This is a genomic window from Saccharothrix sp. CCNWYY140, assembly GCF_037401995.1.
GTDB lineage: Bacteria > Actinomycetota > Actinomycetes > Mycobacteriales > Pseudonocardiaceae > Actinosynnema.
The window spans coordinates 1-19958 of sequence record NZ_JBBEGC010000057.1; the positions used below are offsets into that span (position 1 = coordinate 1).

The following is a 19958-nucleotide window of genomic DNA, read 5'->3' on the forward strand; positions in this document are numbered from 1 at the left end:
CGCTTCGCTTCCTCAAGCCCACGCTTCGCGGGTCCAAACAGGACGCGCTCCGCGCTCGCAAGCTCGAACGCGCTCCGCGCTTGAAAGCGCGAAAAGCGAGGTCGAGCAGGTGGAGCATGGCTCCGCCCAGCTAGTACACCAGCTTGTTGATCCCACGCATCAACAACCGATAAGCGTCCCCCGCCAACCCATTCCGCGCCAACGCCGCCCGAGCCGCATTACCCCCAGCCGCCCCATGCACCCCACCCCCAGGATGAGCCGAGGCCCCAGCCAAGAACAACCGATCCACCGGCGTATCCGCCCGCCCCGCCCCAGGCACAGGCCGAAACACCAACTGCTGATGAATAGCCGCAGTCCCAGCATTGATCGACCCCCCAACCAAACTAACGTTGCGCTCCTCCAAATCCCCAGGCCCCCACACAAACCTCTTCACGATCAAGTCCCGAAACCCAGGCGCATGCTGCTCGATCAACTGCTCCACCCGATCAGCCCGCCGCCGCAAACGATCCGCCGACCACTTCTCCCCGCGCGGCACATGCGTGTATCCCCACGCCACCTCAGTCCCAGCCGGAGACCGCGTCGGATCAGCAGTAGTCATCTGCCCCAAAATCACAAACGGCGTCCGCGGCAACCGACCCACCGCGATCTCCGTGCTCCCCACCGCCAACCCGTTGAAATCCCCACCCACATGGACAGTCCCCGCGCCACGCGGTTCCTCCGCCGTCCACGGAATCGGACCCGACAGTGCCCAGTCCACCTTCACCGTGGCGTCGTCCCACTCGAACTTGGCCAGGTCATCCACCAACCGCGCCGGCAGATGCTCCTCACCCACCAAATCCAAATACAACACAGGCGCAGGCACATCAGCCAGCACCGCCTTACGCGCACGCACGAACCCCCCAGAGGCGTCCTGCACCCCCAAAGCCCGCCCCCGCGCCACAACCACCCGCGACACCCGCCGCCCGCACTCCACAACCCCACCCAGCCGCTTCACCAGCGCCTCGGTCAACACCCCGGCCCCACCCTCAGGCACGGGATAACCGAAGTCCTGGCCCAACATGCTCAGCAGCCACCCAAAAGCAGTGCTACCCGCCTGATCCGGACCAAGATCCGTGTGCATGGCGTTGCCCGCCAACAACAACGGCCCGCCCTCACCCCTGAACCGCTCGTTCCCGAACGCCCGCACCGACTGCGTGAACATCCGGACCAAGCGCAGCGTGTCCGCCGTGCCGACCGCGTTCACCAACCCGGCCGACGCCCGCACCGGCGGGAACGGCCGCATCAACGCCTCGATCAGCGTGTCCCGAACCCTTTGCCACCGCTCGAACTCCGCACGCCACTGCTCGCCATCTCCCGCACCGAACGACTCCACCGACGCCGCCGTGCGCTCGACGTCCCGGGACAGCAGCACCGCCCGGTCGTCGGGCAGGACGTGCGCGAGCACGTCGGGTGCGTGTCGCCAGCGCAGACCATGCCGTTCCAGACCAAGACCGGCGATGATCGGTGACGCCGCGCCCAGCGGGTAGAAGGCGCTGAACAGGTCGTTGCGGAACCCGGGGGCGGTCAGTTCCGCAGTGCGCACCGCGCCCCCGGGCTCGTCGGCGGCCTCCAGGACGGCCACCTCCCAGCCCGCGTCGGCTAGCAGGTTCGCGGCGACCAGCCCGTTGGGGCCGGACCCGATGACCACCGCGTCCACGTCGTCGGCCACTCAGCCTCCTTGGCTCTGGTGCACGGGGCGTCCCCACCCCAGTCTGCCCAACCGCGGCCCGCCGTGCGGGGCGAGCGGCCCCCACGACCCGCGCCCCTGTGCCACCGCCGCCACGAATTCCGCCAACGCCTCACGGGCGTCGTGCCTCGGTTCCCACCCCAACGTGCGCAGCCGGGTGGTGTCCACAATGGACGCCTGGTCGGCGAGTCGGAGCCAGCCGGGGTGCAGGGGCTGGAGGCCGAGCCGCCAGGTGGGCCAAGCCAATGCTGTCAACACCGGCAATGGCACCGGCAGCCGGAACCCGCCGAACACGCGAGCCAGGTCATCCGCGTCCAGCAGAGGCTCACCGGCCACGTTGAACGCGCCTTGTGCCCGGTGACGCAGGATGACCACGATCGCCCGCGCCACGTCGTCCGCGTGCACCACCTGGGCGCGCAGCCCCGACCACAGCGGCACCGGCAGCCAGGGCTTGCGCAGCAGTCCGGGCGGTACGAGCGGGCTCAACGCCCAGCGGTCCAGTTCGGCCCCCGCGTCGGGCTGGACGACCGCACACGGCCTGATCCGGGCGACCGGCGCGCCGTCGTACTGGTCGAGCAGGTGCTCCAACCTGGCCTTCTGCCGGCTGTACGCGCTGCCCGGGACCCCGCGGCACGGCCAGGTCTCGTCCACCACGTGCCGTGCGGGCGCGTAGGCGGCGACCGAGGAGGCCACCACGACGTGGGGCACGCCGGCCGCCGCCGCGAGGACGTGGGCACTGCCGTCGAGGTTGGTGCGCCGCATGGGCGGATCACCGGAACCGGGCTGGACCGCCCACGCCAGGTGGACCACGGCATCGGCCCCGGCGAAGACATCCCGCAACACGACATCCGCCGCCGGCGCGCCGACATCGCAGCTAACCCACGCCTCGGCCGCCGCGCTCCCCGCCGCACCAAGCCCGGCCGCGCCTCCCGCCGCACCCGGCCCGACCGCGCTTCCCGCCGGACCTGGCCCGGCCGCGTTCGTAGCCGGACTCGGCTCGGCGGCGTCCTCGGGCACACGCCGGGCCACGCACACCACGTCCGCACCCAACCCGGCCAAGACCCGGCGCAGGGCCGTCCCCACGTTGCCGCTGGCACCCGTGACGACGACCCTCATGGCAGTCCGGGTACCCCTACTTCGACCCGCCAAGCCCCGCACGCCGCAGCGCCTCGGCCATCGCCCCGTTGGCCGGCGGTCGCTCCTGCCGCTGCCCCTGCTTACCACCCCGACCGCCGCCGCCGCCGCCACCGCCGCCGCCGCTACCGCCGCCACGCGGACCACGCTGGTCCCGCTGCTGCGGCCCCTTGCGACCCGGCTCGTCCTCCAGCCGCAGCGTCAACCCGATCCGCTTGCGCGCGATGTCCACTTCGAGCACCTTCACACGCACCACGTCACCGGACTTCACGACATCGCGCGGGTCCTTCACGTACGTGTTGGACAGCGCCGAGATGTGCACCAGCCCGTCCTGGTGGACGCCGATGTCCACGAACGCCCCGAACGCCGCCACGTTCGTCACCACACCCTCCAGCACCATCCCGGGCTTGAGGTCGGCGATCTTCTCCACGCCATCCGCGAAGGTCGCCGTCTTGAACGCCGGACGCGGGTCGCGGCCCGGCTTCTCCAGCTCGCGCAGGATGTCGGTGACGGTCGGCAGACCGAACTGCTCGTCCACGAACTGCTCGGGCTTGAGCGCCTTGAGCACCTTGGTGTTGCCGATCAGTTCAGCACCGGCCGCCTGCTGGATGCGCCGCACCACCGGGTAGGCCTCGGGGTGCACCGAGGACGCGTCGAGCGGGTCGTCGCCGTTGGGGATGCGGAGGAAGCCCGCGCACTGCTCGAACGCCTTCGGACCCAGGCGCGGCACGTCCTTCAAAGCGCGCCGCGACCTGAACGGGCCGTTGGCGTCGCGGTGCTGCACGATGTTCTCCGCCAGGCCCGCCGTGATGCCCGAGACGCGGGTCAGCAGCGGCACGGACGCGGTGTTCAGGTCCACGCCGACCGCGTTCACGCAGTCCTCGACCACCGCGTCCAGCGAGCGCGACAGCTTGGTCTCGGTGATGTCGTGCTGGTACTGCCCGACGCCGATGGACTTCGGGTCGATCTTGACCAGCTCGGCCAGCGGGTCCTGCAACCGGCGCGCGATGGACACCGCGCCGCGCAGCGACACGTCCATCCCGGGCAGCTCGGCCGAGGCGAACGCCGACGCCGAGTACACCGACGCGCCCGCCTCGGACACCACGGCCTTGGTCAGCTTGAGCTCGGGGTGCCGCTTGAGCAGGTCGCCGGCCAGCTTGTCGGTCTCGCGCGAGGCGGTGCCGTTGCCGATGGCGATCAGGTCCACGGAGTGCTTGTGCGCCAACGCGGCCAGCTTGGCGATCGACTCGTCCCACTTGTTGGCGGGCACGTGCGGGTAGATGACGTCGGTGGCGACGACCTTGCCGGTCGCGTCGACCACGGCCACCTTCACGCCGGTGCGGAACCCGGGGTCCAGGCCCATCGTGGCGCGGGTGCCGGCGGGCGCGGCCAGCAGCAGGTCGCGCAGGTTGGACGCGAACACCTTCACGGCCTCGTCCTCGGCGAACTGCCGCAGCCGGGAGCGCAGGTCGATGCCCAGGTGCACCAGGATGCGGGTGCGCCACGCCCAGCGGACGGTGTCGGCGAGCCACTTGTCGGCCGGCCGACCCTGGTTGTCCACCCCGAACCGGGCCGCGATGGCGACCTCGTAGGTCGAGGGCTCCTCGTCGTCGTCGCCCGGCTCCAGGTGCAGGTCGAGGACCTCTTCCTTCTCGCCGCGGAACAGCGCGAGGATGCGGTGCGAGGGCAGCTTGCCGAAGGGTTCGGAGAAGTCGAAGTAGTCGGAGAACTTGGCGCCCTCCTCCTCCTTGCCCTCGCGCACCTTCGACGCCACCCGACCCCGCGACCACATGCGTTCGCGCAGCTCACCGATGAGGTCGCCGTCCTCGCCGAACCGCTCGACCAGGATCGCGCGGGCCCCCTGGAGGGCGGCGGCCACGTCCGCGACCTCTTCGGTCAGGTACTCCTTGGCCACGACCTGCGGGTCGAGGGTGGGGTCGGCCAGCAGCCCGTCGGCCAGCGGCTCCAGCCCCTGCTCACGGGCGATCTGCGCCTTGGTGCGCCGCTTGGGCTTGTAGGGCAGGTAGAGGTCCTCCAGGCGGGCCTTGGAGTCGGCGGCCAGGATGGCGGCCTCCAGGGCGTCGTCCAGCTTGCCCTGCGACCGGACGGACTCCAGGACGGCGGCCCGGCGCTCCTCCAGTTCCCGCAGGTAGCCCAGCCGCTCTTCCAGCGTGCGCAGCTGGGCGTCGTCCAGCGCGCCGGTCGCCTCCTTGCGGTAGCGGGCGATGAACGGCACGGTCGAGCCCCCGTCGAGCAGTTCGACGGCGGCACTGACCTGTCCGGCACGCACGCCCAGCTCGTCGGCGATCCTCTGGTGGATGGCTGTGGTCACGACGGGCATTCTGCCCGCACGCCGACCGCGCGGGCGGGCAGGGGCCGAACTGGGCGGGTCGCGCGGGGGTCGTGCGGGCGGGGGAAAACCGGGTGCTCGCCGGCCGGACCCGGGGGGATCATGGCGGCCGTGGACGGCTTCCTCGACCGGCTGGTGTGGCGGCTGCGTGAGATCTTCGACCGGGTTCCGGCGGTGTCGGAGCCGGTCGCCGTCGTGCAGGTGCCGGACGCCGCGGACCCGCGCGGGTGGATCGCGCTGGACGCTTCCGCGCGGAGCTCGACGTGGAACGCCCCCGCGTGGACCTACACGGCGGCCCGCCGCCTGGCCGCCGGTCAGGCCGGACCGCTCGACCTCCTCCTCGCCGCCTGTCACCCGAACGGGTATGTCCGGGAGGCGGTCGTCACCGCATTGGGCGAACGTGACGATGTCACCGCGCTGCCGATGCTGGCGCTGCGGGCGGCGGACTGGGTCCCCGAGGTCCGCGACCGGGCACGCCGGGTGTGCGCGGGGATGCTGGACCGGGCGCCTGCCGAGGCCGTCACCGCCTTGGCTCCGGTCGCTCTCGCCCTGCGGGCGCGGCAGGAGGGCCGATGGCTGGCCGAGACCGTGGAGAACGTGCTGCGCGCTGGCCCCGCCGCGGCCCTGACCGCGGCGTTGGCGTCCGAGGACCGGCACACCAGGCGCCTGGCGCACACCATCGCCCTGGACACCGGCCGGCTCGACGTCGAGCGCCTGGTCCGCACGGCCAGGACCGACCCCGACCTGCCGATCCGCGTCCTGTGCGCGGAGGCCGCCATCCGCTCCACCGGCGACCCCGAGGTGGCTCGCCGACTGCTCACCAGCCGGACGGCCTCGATCCGCGCCGAAGCCGTACGCGCCCTGGCCGCCGCCGGCGACACCGACCCGGCGGACCGGGCGCTCGCCGACCGCAGCGCCCTGGTCCGCGCGACCGCCCAGGTGGCCCTCCGCCGCGCAGGCACCGACCCGGCCACCCGGTACCGCGCCCTGCTCGACCAGCAACGGCCACCCCGTCCCGCGGTGATCGCCGGCCTGGCCGAGACCGGCACCCGCACCGCCAGCACCGCCCGCGCCGAGACCGCCGCCCGCGCAAACAGCGCCGACAGCGCCGCCTGCGCCGAGGCCGGTGCCCGCGCAAACAGCGCCGACAGCGCCGCCCGCGTCGAGGCCGGTGCCCGTGCTGACAGCGCCGAGACCGGTGCCTGTGCCGACAGCGCCGCCCTGCGGCCGTGGCTGTCCCACCCGTCCTCGCGTGGCCGCGCCGAGACCGTCCGCGGCCTGCGCCACCTCGGCGACACACCGCGGGACCTCCTGCTGCCCCTGCTCACCGACCCGGTGGGGTCGGTGACGCGCCAGGTCGTGCTGTCCCTGCTCGACCAGGCCGACACCCTCGACGAGCGCTCCCTGCGCGCACTTCTGCACCGACCGCACCCGACCCACGTGCAGCGGGCCGCCTACCGCCTCCTGTGCGCCCACGGCGTCTGGACGCGGATCAGCGTCGACCTGCACCTGATCGGCGGCCCCGAACACGCCCTGCGCGCCACGGCCCGTGCGGACCTCGGCAACTGGCTCAGGCACGACGCCACCACCACCTACTCGGTCCCGGAAGGCCCGCGCGCGACCGAGCTGTCCACGCTGCTCACCCAGGCGGAACCGGTCCTGGGCCCCGAGCGCACCCGCATCCTGCGCTTCCACCTCAACCTGACCTGACCTCATCTCGACCCGACCCGGGCTCACCCCGACCCGAGCCGAAGGCCGGACAGCGCCGCCGGTGGCGGGCCGGGGTGCACGACGCCCAGTCGGTGGGTCGCCCTGGTCATGGCGACGTAGAGGTCGTGGTGGCCGAGCGGGGTGGCGTCGAGGATGCCGGCCGGGTCGGCGATCAGGACCGCGTCGAACTCCAGGCCCTTGGCCTGGTCGGGGGTGAGCAGCACGACCTCGTCGGCCAGGTCCGGTGGTGCGGGCAGGGACAGCGCGGCGGCCAGGGGCTCGATCCGGGCGTGCGGGGCGATGATCGCGAGCCGGCCGCCGGTGTGGACCCGGGCGAGGTCGGCGACGACGGCGGGCAGCTCAGCGGGTGTGGTGCCGATCCGCCAGGGTGTCTCGCCGGCCTCGCGGACCGACCGGGGTGGCGGTGTCGTGAGCAGGCCGGCGGCGGCGGTCATGATCTCCGCCGGTGTGCGGTAGTTGACGGTGAGCTCGACGAGCCGCCGGCGGTCGCCCACGTGGGGTCGCAGCACGTGGTCCCACGACGAGGCGCCGGCGGGGTTCCCGGTCTGGGCGAGGTCTCCGACGACGGTCATCGACTTGGTGGGGCATCGGCGCATCAGCATCCGCCAGGCCATTTCGGACAGTTCCTGCGCTTCGTCGACCACCACGTGCCCGAAGGTCGGGCGGTCGGCGTGACCGATCAGGGCGGCGGCCTCGTCCAGCAGCGGCACGTCCGCCGCGCTCCAGCCGTCGACCCGTCCGCCCAGGGCGTCGGAGACCACTTGCTCCGGCGTGAGCGGGGGCCACAGCTCGTCGAGCGCCGCCTGGACGCCTTTGTCGGCGATCAGCGAGTCCCGCAGAGCGGCGCGGTCGGTCTCGTCCAACAGGGTCCTCGGCTCGTCTTGATCATCGTCGACCACGACTCCCGCGGCAGCCAGCGCGCGCAGGTCGGCTTCGCTGAGCCGGCCGTCCGGACTGCCGCCGTCGAGCGCCTCGCCGGAGTCGTCGAGCACGACCGCCTCCATGCCCTCGACCAGGTGCCGCGCGAGCACGTCCGCGATCTCCTGATGGAACACCAACCTGGCCTGGTTGTGGGGGAGTCCGGTCCGCCGGGCCTTGCGCACGGCTCGGGCGCACGTGTCCGGGTCGAGCCACAGCACCTGCTGCTCGAACTCGACGTCCACCGGGTCCTCCGGGATGCGCACCCGGGACCGCACCGCCGCCGCGATCCGCTCGGCCATGACCGCCGCGCCCTTGGCCGCGACGACCTCGGGCGGGTCCACCCGGCCGACCTCGACACCCGGCAGCAACTCGCTGATCGTCGTCGTGATCACGCCCTGCTCGCCCAGCCCCGGCAGGACCTGGTCGATGTAGTGGAGGAAGACCCGGCTGGGCCCCACCACCAGCACACCCCGGGTGCGCAGGTGGGGACGGGTGTAGAGCAGGTAGGCGACCCGGTGCAGGGCGACGGCCGTCTTCCCGGTGCCGGGACCGCCCTGCACCACCAGCACCCCGCCGGCGTCGCTGCGGACGATCCGGTCCTGCTCGGCCTGGAGGGTGGTCACGACGTCGCGCATCCGCCCGGTCCGCTCGGCCGTCACCGCCGCCAACAACGCGGCCCCGCCGACCAGGCCTTCCCCATCCCCGTCTTCCAGCAACTCGTCGTCCAGCGCGACCACGGTCCGCCCGCGCGTGGTGATGCGCCGACGCCGTCTCACGCCCTGCGGGTCCACGGCGGTGGCGGTGTAGAAGGCCTGAGCCACCGGAGCCCGCCAGTCCACCAACAGCGGCTCGTCACCGTCCTCGGGGAACAGCCCGAGCCTGCCGAGGTAGACCCGCCGCCCGTCCCGCAGGTCCAGCCGCCCGAAGCACAATCCCTCCTCCACCGCCTCCAGCCGCTCCACCTCGGCCCGCCACACCCCCGCGGCTTCCCGGTCCGCGACCTCCAACCGCCGGGCGGCTTCCTCGCGCATGTCGTCCAGCAGGCCGTACAGCCCCCGGACGTACTCCTGCTCGACCTCGATCTCCCGCTCGACACCACTGCCGGCCACGCGCCCCCCAATCGACGATCAACGCCGTCGAGGGTGCACGGAGACATCGATCACAAACAGTCTTGTTCTTCCGCGCCGCCTCAGCCGCCCTGGAAGTCAGGCGCTGAGGTCGAGAGGGCTGCCGTAGACGGCGTCCAGCACCACCGAACCGGCGGCGACGCTGAGCACCTCGTGCCCGAAACTGGTCGGCACCACCGCGTCGGCCCGGTCGCCGACCTGCGCGCGCAGTTCGTCCAGGCATTCCGGGAAACCGATGACCCCGGCCTCGGTGACCACCAGCACCTCGGGGTTGATCACGTCCAGCAGCAGCCCGGCGGCCCGGCCGACGTGCCGCGCCCGTTCGCGCAGCAGGGTCCGGGCGTCGATGTCGTGCTCGGCCTTGTCGAGGAGCAGGGGGAGGGACGGTTCGGGGATCAGGCCTGCGCGTGCCGCCCGCTCGGCCACCGCGCGGTCGGACACGGTGGCCTGGAGGCACCCGCGCCGCCCGCACGGGCACTCCGCGGTGCTGTCTTCCAGCCGCAGGTGCGCTACGTCGCCGGACGCCGACCGCGGCCCGTGGTGCACTGTGCCGCCGGTGGCGATTGCCGCGTCCACCACGTTGCCCACGAACAGGTGCACGAGGCTGGACCGGGTCCGCTGGTCGCCGAACAGCTGCTCGGCGCGGGCCAACGCCCGGCTGTGGCTCTCCACGTGCACCGGCATCCCCAGTGGTGCCAAGGCTTCCCGCGCCGGCACGTCCCGCCAGCCCAACTGGCTGTGCCGGACGATCAGGCCGCGCTCGGGGTCCACCCAGCCGCCGGTCGCCAGACCGACGCCCAGCAGCGTGCGGCCGGCGCGGGTGGCTTCCAGGAAGGCCGGGAACCTGGCCAGGACGCGGCCGAACACGGCCTCCGGCGTGCGTGCGCCGTGCGGCTCACGCTCTTCGTGCAACACGCGACCGCGCAAGTCCATCAACGACAAGGTCGTGTGCGGGACGGCGATGTGCACGCCGCACACCGCGAACCGGTCCACGTCGATGTCCACCGGCACGTGCGGCCGGCCCACGGTGGCCCGCGGCACGCGTCGCTCCTGGACCTCGCGCACCAGCCCGAGGCCGGCCAGTTCGGCGTACTGCCGGGTGACCGCCGCCGGCGACAGACCGGTCAGCCGCGCGATGGTGCTGCGGGCGACCGGACCGTTGTCCAGCACCGAGCGCAGGACGGTCGCGGCGGTCGAAGTTCTGCGGCGGGCGTGCATGGGGTGTCCCTCCCGTGCTTGGTGTCCACAGTGGACTGGTCAAGCGGGCACGGCACACATCGCGCTCGCCTGCCGACGGAAGTCGACGTGGCGGCGCGTGCACAGCGCGGGTGCCCGGGACATGGCTCGATGCTGGCACCCCGGCCGGCGCGGGGCCAAGGGCGTTCGGATCGTGGGAAGGGCTGGTGGACTCGCGGCTCAGGGCAGGTAGCCCGTGGGGGTGGTGCCGGTCAGGGCGCGGAAGTCGCGGTTGAGGTGGGCTTGGTCGGCGTACCCGCTCAGGACGGCCGCGGTCGCGAGGTCGGTGGTCGGCAGCAGGCGCACGGCGTGGTGCAGGCGCAGCACCCTGGCGGCGGCCTTCGGGGTCAGGCCGAACTCGTGGCGGAACCTGGTGACCAGGTGCTGGCGGCTCCAGCCCAGTTCGGTGGCCAGCGCCGCGATCCGCAGCGTGCCGCGGGTTTCGGTGAGCCGTCGCCACGCGTGCAGGGTCGCCGCCCGCGGGCGCGGACCGGTGGCGAGTCGGCCGGCCAGGAAGCGGTCGAGCAGGGCGAAGCGCTCGGGCCACGAACCCAGGTCCGCGAGTTGCTCGGCCAGGTGGGTGGTGAGCGCTTCGGACAGGCCCACCGCGGTGCCGGCGAACGGGTGCAGCGGACCGAGCAGCGCGTGCGCGGCGGGCAGGCTCAGGGCGATCGTCACGCCCTCCGCCCGGCCCGACTGCGTGGCGGTCAACGGGCGGTCACGCGGACCGATGATCGCTGAAGGTGGCAGGCCGGCGCGGTCCGGGGTGATCAGGTCGACGGTCAGGGTGACCGCGCCGAGCGGCATGACGGTCCAGTGCTGCACGTCGGTGGTGGTGTCGTGGGCGCTGTAGGACAGCACGCCCGGGACGCGCGGCCGGCCGAACACCAGCGGGTCGGCACGGGCGATGTCCCGGTGCGGTGCGACGAGCGACCAGGCCGACATGGGCCGAGCTTACTTTCGTCCAAGACCCCGGGTGGGCCGGTTCCTAGCGTTCGGGGCATGAGAACAGGGGATTTCCGCGGTGCCGAAGCCCGTGACCGCTACCTGGCCGCCTACCGCGCGGCGTGGGAGGGCGCTCCGGTGCCCGACGCCGCGCTGGACGTGCCGACCTCCTACGGCCCGACCCGGGTCTACCGGTTCGGGCCGGGTGACGACGTGCCGCTGGTGCTGGTGCCCGGGATGTCGGTCACCGCGGTCGGGTGGGGCGACGACCTGACCCGGTACTCGGCCGACCGGACCGCCTACGCCGTCGACACCCTGGGCGAACCCGGGCTGAGCGTGCAGACCGCGCCGCTGCGCGACGCCCGGGACCGGGGCCGGTGGCTGGGGGAGGTGGTCGCCGGGCTGGGGGTGCGGCGGGCGCACCTGGTCGGGGCGTCCACCGGCGGGTGGCACGTGTGCGCGGCGGCGGTGCACGCGCCCGAGCGGGTGGCGTCGGCGAGCTTGCTCGACCCGACCGGGGTGTCGGTGGGGTTCGGGTTCGGCGTGGTGTGGCGGGGCGCGGTGGCGATGGTGGTGCGCCGCGAGTGGGCGTGGAGGTGGTTCCTGCGCTGGGCCGGCGGTGTGGGCGTGGACCGGCCGGACGTGCGGTTGGTCCTCGCGGGCATCCGGGAGTTCCGCGCCCACCTGCCGCCGCAGGTGCCGTTCGGCGACGACCTCCGCCGGGTGACCGCCCCGGTGTTCGCGGTGTTCGGCGGGCGCAGCGTCGTGCACGACGGGGTCAAGGCCGCGCGCCGGCTGAGCGCGGGTGTCCCGCACGCCGAGGTCGAGTTGTGGCCGGAGGCCGGGCACCAGGTGCACGCCGCCGAGCGGGTCCTGGAGTTCGTGCGACGATGCGGGGCGTGATCGAACTTCCCGGTCCGGTCGGGTTCGTGCTGGGTGGCGGGGGCAGCCTGGGCGCGGGGCAGGTCGGCATGTTGCGGGCGCTGGCCGAGCACGACGTCGTGCCGGACCTGGTCGTCGGGACGTCCGTCGGCTCGGTGAACGGTGCCCTGCTCGCGCTGGACCCAGCCAACGCCTTTACCCGTCTGGCCGAGATCTGGCACCACATGACCCGCGCCCGCGTGTTCCCCGGCGGCCTGCTGGCCCAGGCCCGGACCCTGCGGCAGCACAAGACCCACCTGTTCCCCAACACCGGCCTGGCCGAGGTGCTGAAGTTCGGGTTGGGCGGCGCCGCGGACTTCGCCGAGCTGACCCTGCCGTTCGGCGCGGTCGCGGTGGACTGCGTGACCGGCACGGCGCTCACCCTGACCGAGGGGGACCTGGTGTCGGCGGTGCTGGCGAGTGCCGCCATCCCCGGCATCTACCCGGCGGTCCACCGCGAGGGCCGGGTGCTCTACGACGGCGGGGTGCTGGCGAACGTCCCCATCCGGCAGGCGCTGGCGATGGGCGCGCGGTCCCTGGTGGTGCTGGACTGCGCGTTCCCCGGCCACCTGCCGACCGTGCCCGCCACCCTGGCCGAGACCCTGCTGTTCTGGGCCACGCTGGGCATGCGCAACCAGGCCGTGCTGGAGGTCGAGCTGGCGGCCACGCACGTCCCGGTCCTCTACCTCCCCGGTCCGCCGGTGCAACCGGTGACCCCGCTGGACTTCGGGCACACCGCCGAGTTGGTGGAGGCGTCCTACGCGGCCTCGACGGCGTTCCTGGCCGGGGTGACCGTCGACGGACCCGGCCTCTACGGCCACCCTTCCGGGGCGATATCCGGTTGAGATGTATTCAGGGCTGGTGCGACCGGTTCTTGAGAAACATCATGGAAAGTCTGGGGAGCTCGACGACGAGCCGGGGGTGAGGGGCCATGTCGGCACTACCGGAGATCACACCGGACCCGCCCACGCCCTCGCCGAGCGCCGCGCCCGCGCCGCCGGATGCCACGCCCGCGTTTGCCGGTGGCGCGCCTGCCTCGCCTGCGTTCGCCGGTGCCGAGCCCTCGCCGCCGGACGCCTTGCCCGCGTTCGCCGGTGCCGAGCCCTCGCCGCCGGACGCCTTGCCCGCGTTCCCCGGTGCCGAGCCTGCGTTGCCGGCCGAGCCCGCTCTGCCGAGTGGCGCGCCCAACCTGCTTTGGTACCTCACCGAGCCGACCCGGGCCGTCGTGGACATCGGGCAGTTCGCCGCCACCCGGTCCCTCCTGCGGGCCGCGCCCAGCGGGGACGGGCACGGTGTGCTGGTCTTGCCCGGTCTGGGCGCCACCGACGGGGCCACCGGGATGCTGCGGAAGTTCCTCGCCGGCCTCGGCTACGACGTCCGCGGGTGGGGGTTGGGTCGCAACATCGGGCCGTCCGTTCCCGTCGTCACCGGCATGCGCGCCCTGCTGGAGGACATGGCCGCCCGCGGTCCGGTCAGCCTCGTCGGGTGGAGCCTGGGCGGCATCTTCGCCCGTGAGCTGGCCCGGGAGAGGCCCGAGCTGGTGCGCCAGGTCGTCACCCTGGGCAGCCCCTACGCGATGACCGACCTCCGGCAGACCCGGGTCAACCCCGTCTACCAGCTGCTGGCCCGGTTCTACGTGACCGGCGCGGACCGGCCGCCGCCCGAGCACACCCGGCCGCCGATCCCGGTGCCGGCGACGTCGGTCTACTCCAAGTCCGACGGGATCGTGGCGTGGCGGACGTGCGTCGAGGAGCCCGGGCCGCGCCGGGAGAACGTCGCCGTCGCCTCCAGCCACCTCGGCTACGGCTACAACTCGACGGTGTGGTGGGTGGTCGCGGACCGCTTGGCGCAGCCGGCGGACGACTGGCGGCCGTTCACCCCGCCGCCGGGCATGGCGAAGATGTTCCCGGCCCCCTGAACCGAACCGTTACCCCGCAAGGGGATCCGGGTGCGGGTTCCCGCATTTTCCCGCGCACGCCCGCAAAGCTCATCTGATCAACGCCTTGCGTTGGTCGCCGCTTCACCGCAGGGTTCCGCGTGGCCCGTTGGCTCAGCCGTCGGGCCACATCCCTGTCAGGAAGGTGGAGCACCTTGTCCCCTGCACGCAAAGCCGCTGCGGTGCTGTTGACCGCGGCGGCGCTCTCCGCGACCCTCACCCCGCCCGCGTCGGCCGCGACCGACGCCGAACTGGCGTTCCACTGGGCGCCGGTCCACTACCAGGACACCGACTCGTCCGACTACGACGCCGACTACCTGTCCACTGTGGACTTCGACGGCGAGTGGAACGCCTTGAACAACTGGGAGTCGCAGGACGACACCCTGTCCCGGCTGACCGGCGCCGCCTACTACTCGGTGGTGGAGACCACCACGCACTGGTTCCTGGTCTACAGCTTCTACCACCCGCGCGACTGGGAGGACTTCCCCGACCCGTTCGGCCAGTACACCCACGAGAACGACATGGAGGGCCTGCTGGCGACCGTCCGCAAGGACGGCTCGGTGTACGGCAAGCTCGAAGCCGTGATCACGGTGGCGCACAGCGACTTCTACTCGTACGTGCCCGCCGGCAGCACCTTCACCAGCGGCCGGGAGAGCGTGGACGGCACGCTGGTGTTGCAGAACGGCCGGCCGACCACGCGGCAGGAAGCCAAGGGGCACGGGCTGTACGCGTGGAACGGCGCGGAGTTCCCGGGCGGTGACGGCGTGGTGTACGTGCCGTCGTCCGCGGGCGAGGTGCCCTCGGGCGGCAACGACCGGTCCGTCGGCTACCGCCTGGTGGACTCGTTCGCGACCGGCGGCCTGTGGGCGCGGCGCAACGACTCGACCACCTACGCGAGCTGGGGCACCTTCCGCGGCGACAACGGCAAGGACAACGCCGCAAATACGGCATGGGGCTGGGACGACGGCAACGACGGCAGCGACCTCCAGCGCGGCCTGCTCGCCACCGACCCGGCGTACCTGGTGTCGGCGTACTTCGCCAACCGGGGGACCTTCAGCCTGACCTACACGCGCAACGCGTACCGCCAGTAGTCCCGTCACACGGCCCGGTGGTCGTGGGCGATCTTGGCGACGCCCGCGGCCACCGCGCTTTACGCTGCGCTGCATGGCCATCTCCACGCCGCCGTTACTCGCCCGAGTGGTGACGGAGGTGCTCGCGCCGTGGGTGCTGGTGCTGAGCCTGCCGCTGCTGGTGGCCTGGCACGCGACCGGCGACCCGGTGGCGACGGTGGTGTGGGGGACGGTCGTCGGGGTGTTCGGGTCGGTGATCCCGATGGCCGTGGTCGTGCGCGGCGCGCGGCGGGGCCGGTGGCAGGGCCACCACGTGACCAACCGCGAGGGCCGCCTGGTGCCGCTGTTCACGTGCGCGGTGTCGTTGGGCGCGGCGATCGTGCTGCTGGTGTGGGGCGGCGCGCCGCACCGGATGCTGGCGCTGTCGGTGTCGATGTTCCTGAGCCTGCTGGTGAGCATCGCGGTGACGTTCCTGTGGCCGGTGCGCGGCGGTCGGGGGTGGAAGATCTCGGTGCACGCGGCCGTGGCGTCCGGGGCGCTGGCCGTGCTGGTGGTGACGTTCGGCTGGTGGACGCTGGTGTTCTCGCCCGCGGTGGCCCTGGTGGCGTGGTCGCGGGTGGCGCTGCGGGACCACACGGTGGCGCAGGTCGTCGGCGGTATCGCGATGGGCCTGGTGGTCGGCGGCCTCACGTTCTGGTGGCTGGCGTGAGGGCGGTCACGGGGCTGGGCGCGCGTTCGCGCTTTACCCTCCGGTAATGACGCTGAGGTTGGACACGTCCGGGCCGGTCGCCACCCTGACCATCGACCGCCCCGCCAAGCGCAACGCCATGAGCTACGAGATGTGGTCGGCCCTTCCGGGCTTGATGGCCACGGTCGCAGAGGCCCCCGAGGTGCGGGTGCTGGTCGTGCGGGGCGGCGAGCACTTCTCGGCGGGCGCGGACATCAGCGAGTTCTCGACTTTGCGTGCGGGCGCGGCTGGTGCGGCGCGGTACAGCGAGGCCGTGCACAACGGGGAACGGGCCATCGCTTTGCTGGGCAAGCCGACGATCGCGGCGGTGAACGGCTTCTGCGTGGGTGGCGGGTGCGAGATCGCCTTGGCCTGCGACCTGCGCATCGCGTCATCCGGGGCGCGGTTCGGCATCACGCCCGCGAAGCTGGGGATCGTCTACAACTTCACGTCCACCAAGCAGTTGGTCGACGTGGTGGGTCCGGCGTGGGCCAAGCAGATCCTGTTCAGCGGCGAGCTGATCGACGCGGCGACGGCGCTGCGGATCGGGTTGGTGAACGAGGTGCACGACGACCTGGACGCCCGGGTGAAGGAGCTGTCGGAGGTCATCGCGTCGCGGGCCCAGGTGAGCGTGCGGGGGGCGAAGGAGATCGTGAACCGGGTGACCGTGGGGCAGGTGGAGGAGGACGCGGCCGTGCAGGCGTTGTACGACGAGGCCGTGCACAGCGCGGAGTACGCGGAGGGTGTGGCGGCGTTCCTGGAAAAGCGCACGCCCCGGTTCTGACACGACACAGCGGGATCGCTCCGGAGTGGAGCGATCCCGCTCGCCGCTACTTGTCCACGTCCTCCGTGTCGCCGGGCCACTCGCCGGTCAGCTTGTCGTAGCCGGTGGCGCCGCCCCGGTCGATCGCGGCCTTCACCAGGCCGAAGATCGCGCCCTGCACGGTGGCCGCCAGCAGGACCTCGCCCCACCCGCGGTCCCTCTGGGTGGCGGTCGGGGCGACCTTGTCGCCGCTGATCAGCTTCCACACCTGGGCGAACAGCCGGGAGGCCGCCAAGCCGCCCAGGACGCTGAACAGCATGCCCAGCGGTCGGTACAGCAGTTTGTTCATGACCTGCCCCTCACCAGCCGCCACACCAGCAGGACGGCCGCCGCCGCCCCGAGCGCCAGTGCGGCCGGGTGGCGGCGGACCTGCTCGGCGACCGGTTGCGGCAGGGCCTGCACGGCCCTGTCGGTCACCTGGGACGCCTGCACGGTCACCTTCGACGCCGCCTCCTGCGCCTTCTCCGCGGCCACGGCGGCAGCGGTGTTGACGCGTTCCGCGACGGTCGCGGCCTGTTCCTTCACCTGCACCGCGCTCTGCTGTGCGGTTTCCTTCACACGCTCCGCGCCCTGCTGCGCGGTTTCCTTCACGCGCACCGCGCTCTGCTGCGCGGTGTCCTTCACCTGCTCGACCTTCTCGTGCGCCGTCTCCTTCACCCGTGCCGGCACGTCGGCCTTGTGCACCAGCGCTTCGACGGTGTCGCCGAGGTCGCCGCGCGTCCGCTCGATGTCGGCGCGCAGTTCGGTGGGGTCCTGCGGGTTGTCCTTGCTCATCGGTGCGCCCTCGCCTTCACCTGGGTGATGTCCCGCTTGACGCTTTCCGCGGCCTGTTCGGGGATGGGCGGCGTGCCCCGGTCGATCTGCTTGCGGCCGATCAAGGCCAGCACGCCGGCCACGGCGAACACCACGCCGGCGACGACGAACGCCGCCGCCCACGCGGGCATGACCAGGGCCAGCACCAGGACCAGCCCGGCGATCAGCGCCATCACGCCGAACCAGGCCAGCACCCCGGCGCCGCCCAGCAGCCCCGCACCGACCCCGACGTGCTTCCCCTTGTCCTTGACCTCCGCGACGGCGAGCCTGATCTCGTCCCGGGCCAACCGGCTGACCTGCTCGGACAGCCGGCTGACCAGCTCGGCGGTGGACGGGTCGCGGTCGCTGGCGACGTGGTTCATGGGCCGTCTCCTCTCATCGGCCCAGGACTACCCACATCACGCACGGTGTACGCACACCGGACGCGTCACACCGGCGGGCGCTTGATTCACCGCACCGGGCTTCACAGCAGCGGGCGCAGGCGCTCCACGAACGGGACCGGGTCCTCGGCGAACGCGATGTGCCCGCCGGGGAACATCGTCGGCTCGACGCCCAGCGCGGCGGCCAGCGCCCGCGAGGTCCGGTCGCACAGCTGGCCCGCCGACTCCTCGCCGAGCCCGACGAGCACCCGCGTGGACGTCGTCCGCAGCACGTCCAGGTCGGGCTCCCACAGCGTGGTGGGCAGCAGCATCCGGGCGTGCTGGTACCAGGCGTCGGCGGCGGCCTGCGGGTCCTGCTGCTCGGCGGCCATGTGCTCGACCACCTCGTCGGGCACGTGGATGTTCGCCACCGCGAGGAACTTCTTCCACGCGCCCAGCACGTCGCCGGCCAGGTGGGTGGCGACGATGTCCTCGGTCTTGACCCGCAACTCCTCCCGGTCGTCCAGCAGCTGGTCCAGCGGCGGCTCGTGCGCGATGACGGTGTGCGCGGCGGCCGGGTGGTGCTGCGCGAGCGCCAACGCGCTGACCGCCCCACCGCTGGACCCGAACACCGCGGCCGGCCCGACGCCGACGTGCTCGACGAGCCGGCGCAGGTCGTCGGCGCGCAGCTCAGGCGTGGAGTCGCGGTCCCGGTCGTCCACCGGGCTGCGCAGGATGCCCCGCGGGTCGGTGGTGAGCACGGTGTGGTCGGCCGCGAGCAGGTCGGCCAGCGGCTCGAACGCCCGCGCGTCCATCGGCGCGCCGACCAGCACGACCAGCGGCCCGCTGCCGCGCAGCTCGTAGTGCAGCGTGGCGTCGTCCACACGGAGCGTGTCGGCCGTGACTGTGTGGCTCATGGGGTTCCTCCGAATCGGTTGGGACTGTCGTCCATTCGGAAGGGGGTGACTCCCGCGGCGGGGCAGAATCGTCGGTCGTGAGCGAAGTTTCTGTTCGCCGGTCCGACGACCCGGGCCTGACCCTCGCCCGATCAGGCGACCACGAGGCCTTCACGCGCCTGGTGGAACCCCTGAAACGCGAGGTCCACGCCCATTGCTACCGCATGCTGGGGTCCGTCCACGACGCCGACGACGCCCTCCAGGAGGCGCTGCTGCGGGCGTGGCGCGGGTTCGGGCGGTTCGAGGGGCGGTCGTCGGTGCGCAACTGGCTGTACGCCATCTGCACCAACGCCTGCCTGGACGCGGTCGAGCACCGGGGCAAGCGCGCCCTGCCGGTGGACCTGGGACCGGCGAGCACGGAGGTCACCGAGCACGTCCCGCGCACGGATGTGGCCTGGCTGGGCCCGTACCCCGACGCCCGCTACGAGCAGCGCGAGGCAGTGGAACTGGCTTTCGTCGCCGCTTTGCAGCACCTGCCGGGCAACCAGCGCGCGGCCCTGCTGCTGTTCGAGGTGCTCGGCTTCACCGTCGCCGAGATCGCCGACGTCATGAAGACCACCCCCACCAGCGTGAACTCGGCCCTGGCCCGAGCACGGCGGGTCCTGGCGGCCAAGGTCGGCGGTGCGTCGGGGCAGCCCGCGCTGAGCAAGGTCCAGGACGCCCGGATCCGCGAGGTCGTCGCCGGCTACACCGCAGCTCTGGAACGCGGCGACGCAGATCGCTTGGTCGCCCTGCTCACCGAGGACGTCACCTGGTCCATGCCGCCGATGCCGCACTGGTACCGGGGTCGCGACGCGGTGATGGACTTCGCCACCCGCGTGCCGCTGACCACCTGCGGGGCGTGGCGACACATCGTGACCAGCGCCAACGCCCAGCCGGCTGTGGCGTGCTACCTGCGTAGGGAGGGGGAGGAGCGGCACGACGCCTGGTCCATCACGGTGCTGACGCTGCGGGGTGGCCTGATCGCCGAGCTGACGTCCTTCATCGGCACCGAGCACTTCGAGCTCTTCGACCTACCCCTCAGCCTGCCCGCCGCCCCCTGACCAGCGCGGACACCTCCTGACGGCACCCTGCGCACACCACCCGCGCACACCGCCTCAGCCGGCTCCGCCCCACGATCCTGTCGGTCCCTCGTGGGACAATGGAATCGGGGGCCGGAGGCCGGCAGGCGGGCGCGGCTGGG

The 19958-nt window shown here is 72.7% G+C and carries 18 protein-coding genes; 8 read left to right on the forward strand and 10 right to left on the reverse strand.

Annotation, left to right across the window (positions count from 1 at the left end; all coding sequences use genetic code 11):
• Nucleotides 1–130: 130 nt before the first annotated feature.
• The 3 genes from WBN91_RS23415 to WBN91_RS23425 are packed head-to-tail and all read right to left on the reverse strand — an operon-like array spanning nucleotide 131 to nucleotide 5201.
• The gene (locus tag WBN91_RS23415; RefSeq protein ID WP_337727122.1) at nucleotides 131–1708 is read right to left on the reverse strand and encodes a phytoene desaturase family protein; all 1578 of its coding nucleotides are present in this window, start codon (nucleotides 1706–1708) and stop codon (nucleotides 131–133) included.
• Complete coding sequence (locus WBN91_RS23420; RefSeq protein ID WP_337727121.1) at nucleotides 1709–2842, reverse strand: NAD-dependent epimerase/dehydratase family protein; 1134 nt, start codon at nucleotides 2840–2842, stop codon at nucleotides 1709–1711.
• Nucleotides 2843–2858: 16 nt separating this feature from the next.
• A complete protein-coding gene (locus WBN91_RS23425) occupies nucleotides 2859–5201 on the reverse strand; it encodes a Tex family protein (RefSeq protein ID WP_337727120.1) in 2343 nt (780 codons plus the stop codon).
• A 120-nt stretch (nucleotides 5202–5321) separates the two neighbouring features.
• Here WBN91_RS23425 and WBN91_RS23430 point away from each other — a divergent pair, with 120 nt between their 5' ends.
• On the forward strand, nucleotides 5322–6920 hold the full coding sequence (locus tag WBN91_RS23430; RefSeq protein ID WP_337727119.1) for a hypothetical protein: 1599 nt from the start codon (nucleotides 5322–5324) through the stop codon (nucleotides 6918–6920).
• 23 nt (nucleotides 6921–6943) lie between these two features.
• Here WBN91_RS23430 and WBN91_RS23435 read toward each other — a convergent pair whose 3' ends face one another.
• The 3 genes from WBN91_RS23435 to WBN91_RS23445 all read right to left on the reverse strand — a co-directional run bounded on the left by WBN91_RS23435 (nucleotide 6944) and on the right by WBN91_RS23445 (nucleotide 11170).
• Entirely contained in the window at nucleotides 6944–8893 is a 1950-nt protein-coding gene (locus WBN91_RS23435; protein WP_337727126.1) for a HelD family protein, read from the reverse strand.
• 174 nt (nucleotides 8894–9067) lie between these two features.
• A complete protein-coding gene (locus WBN91_RS23440) occupies nucleotides 9068–10207 on the reverse strand; it encodes an ROK family transcriptional regulator (protein ID WP_337727118.1) in 1140 nt (379 codons plus the stop codon).
• A 198-nt stretch (nucleotides 10208–10405) separates the two neighbouring features.
• A complete protein-coding gene (locus WBN91_RS23445; protein WP_337727117.1) occupies nucleotides 10406–11170 on the reverse strand; it encodes an AraC family transcriptional regulator in 765 nt (254 codons plus the stop codon).
• A 57-nt stretch (nucleotides 11171–11227) separates the two neighbouring features.
• Here WBN91_RS23445 and WBN91_RS23450 point away from each other — a divergent pair, with 57 nt between their 5' ends.
• From WBN91_RS23450 to WBN91_RS23475, 6 genes are all read left to right on the forward strand, one after another.
• Nucleotides 11228–12073 carry an alpha/beta fold hydrolase gene (locus tag WBN91_RS23450; RefSeq protein WP_337727116.1) on the forward strand — a complete coding sequence of 282 codons (846 nt, stop codon included), beginning with the start codon at nucleotides 11228–11230 and terminating at the stop codon, nucleotides 12071–12073.
• A complete protein-coding gene (locus WBN91_RS23455; protein ID WP_337727115.1) occupies nucleotides 12061–12936 on the forward strand; it encodes a patatin-like phospholipase family protein in 876 nt (291 codons plus the stop codon). The genes WBN91_RS23450 and WBN91_RS23455 overlap by 13 nt, the downstream gene beginning before the upstream one ends.
• Before the next feature lie 86 nt (nucleotides 12937–13022).
• Nucleotides 13023–14009: an esterase/lipase family protein gene (locus tag WBN91_RS23460; RefSeq protein WP_337727114.1), complete on the forward strand. Its 987-nt coding sequence runs from the start codon at nucleotides 13023–13025 to the stop codon at nucleotides 14007–14009.
• A 173-nt stretch (nucleotides 14010–14182) separates the two neighbouring features.
• Nucleotides 14183–15118: a hypothetical protein gene (locus WBN91_RS23465; RefSeq protein ID WP_337727113.1), complete on the forward strand. Its 936-nt coding sequence runs from the start codon at nucleotides 14183–14185 to the stop codon at nucleotides 15116–15118.
• A 73-nt stretch (nucleotides 15119–15191) separates the two neighbouring features.
• Nucleotides 15192–15806: a hypothetical protein gene (locus WBN91_RS23470; protein ID WP_337727112.1), complete on the forward strand. Its 615-nt coding sequence runs from the start codon at nucleotides 15192–15194 to the stop codon at nucleotides 15804–15806.
• A gap of 46 nt (nucleotides 15807–15852) precedes the next feature.
• Nucleotides 15853–16608, forward strand: coding sequence for an enoyl-CoA hydratase/isomerase family protein (locus WBN91_RS23475; protein ID WP_337727111.1), 756 nt, complete (start codon nucleotides 15853–15855; stop codon nucleotides 16606–16608).
• 46 nt (nucleotides 16609–16654) lie between these two features.
• On the opposite strand, the gene WBN91_RS23480 is transcribed toward WBN91_RS23475, so the two are convergent.
• The 4 genes from WBN91_RS23480 to WBN91_RS23495 form a co-directional block, all read right to left on the reverse strand.
• Nucleotides 16655–16936, reverse strand: coding sequence for a DUF4235 domain-containing protein (locus WBN91_RS23480; protein ID WP_337727110.1), 282 nt, complete (start codon nucleotides 16934–16936; stop codon nucleotides 16655–16657).
• Nucleotides 16933–17421, reverse strand: a complete 489-nt coding sequence (locus WBN91_RS23485; RefSeq protein WP_337727109.1) for a DUF3618 domain-containing protein — start codon at nucleotides 17419–17421, stop codon at nucleotides 16933–16935. Before WBN91_RS23485 ends, WBN91_RS23480 begins: the two co-directional genes overlap by 4 nt.
• The gene (locus tag WBN91_RS23490) at nucleotides 17418–17822 is read right to left on the reverse strand and encodes a phage holin family protein (protein ID WP_337727108.1); all 405 of its coding nucleotides are present in this window, start codon (nucleotides 17820–17822) and stop codon (nucleotides 17418–17420) included. Before WBN91_RS23490 ends, WBN91_RS23485 begins: the two co-directional genes overlap by 4 nt.
• A 101-nt stretch (nucleotides 17823–17923) precedes the next feature.
• A complete protein-coding gene (locus tag WBN91_RS23495) occupies nucleotides 17924–18736 on the reverse strand; it encodes an alpha/beta fold hydrolase (RefSeq protein ID WP_337727107.1) in 813 nt (270 codons plus the stop codon).
• A 77-nt stretch (nucleotides 18737–18813) separates the two neighbouring features.
• Between WBN91_RS23495 and WBN91_RS23500 the strand changes: the two genes are divergently transcribed.
• Nucleotides 18814–19818, forward strand: a complete 1005-nt coding sequence (locus WBN91_RS23500; protein ID WP_337727106.1) for a sigma-70 family RNA polymerase sigma factor — start codon at nucleotides 18814–18816, stop codon at nucleotides 19816–19818.
• Nucleotides 19819–19958: the final 140 nt, after the last annotated feature.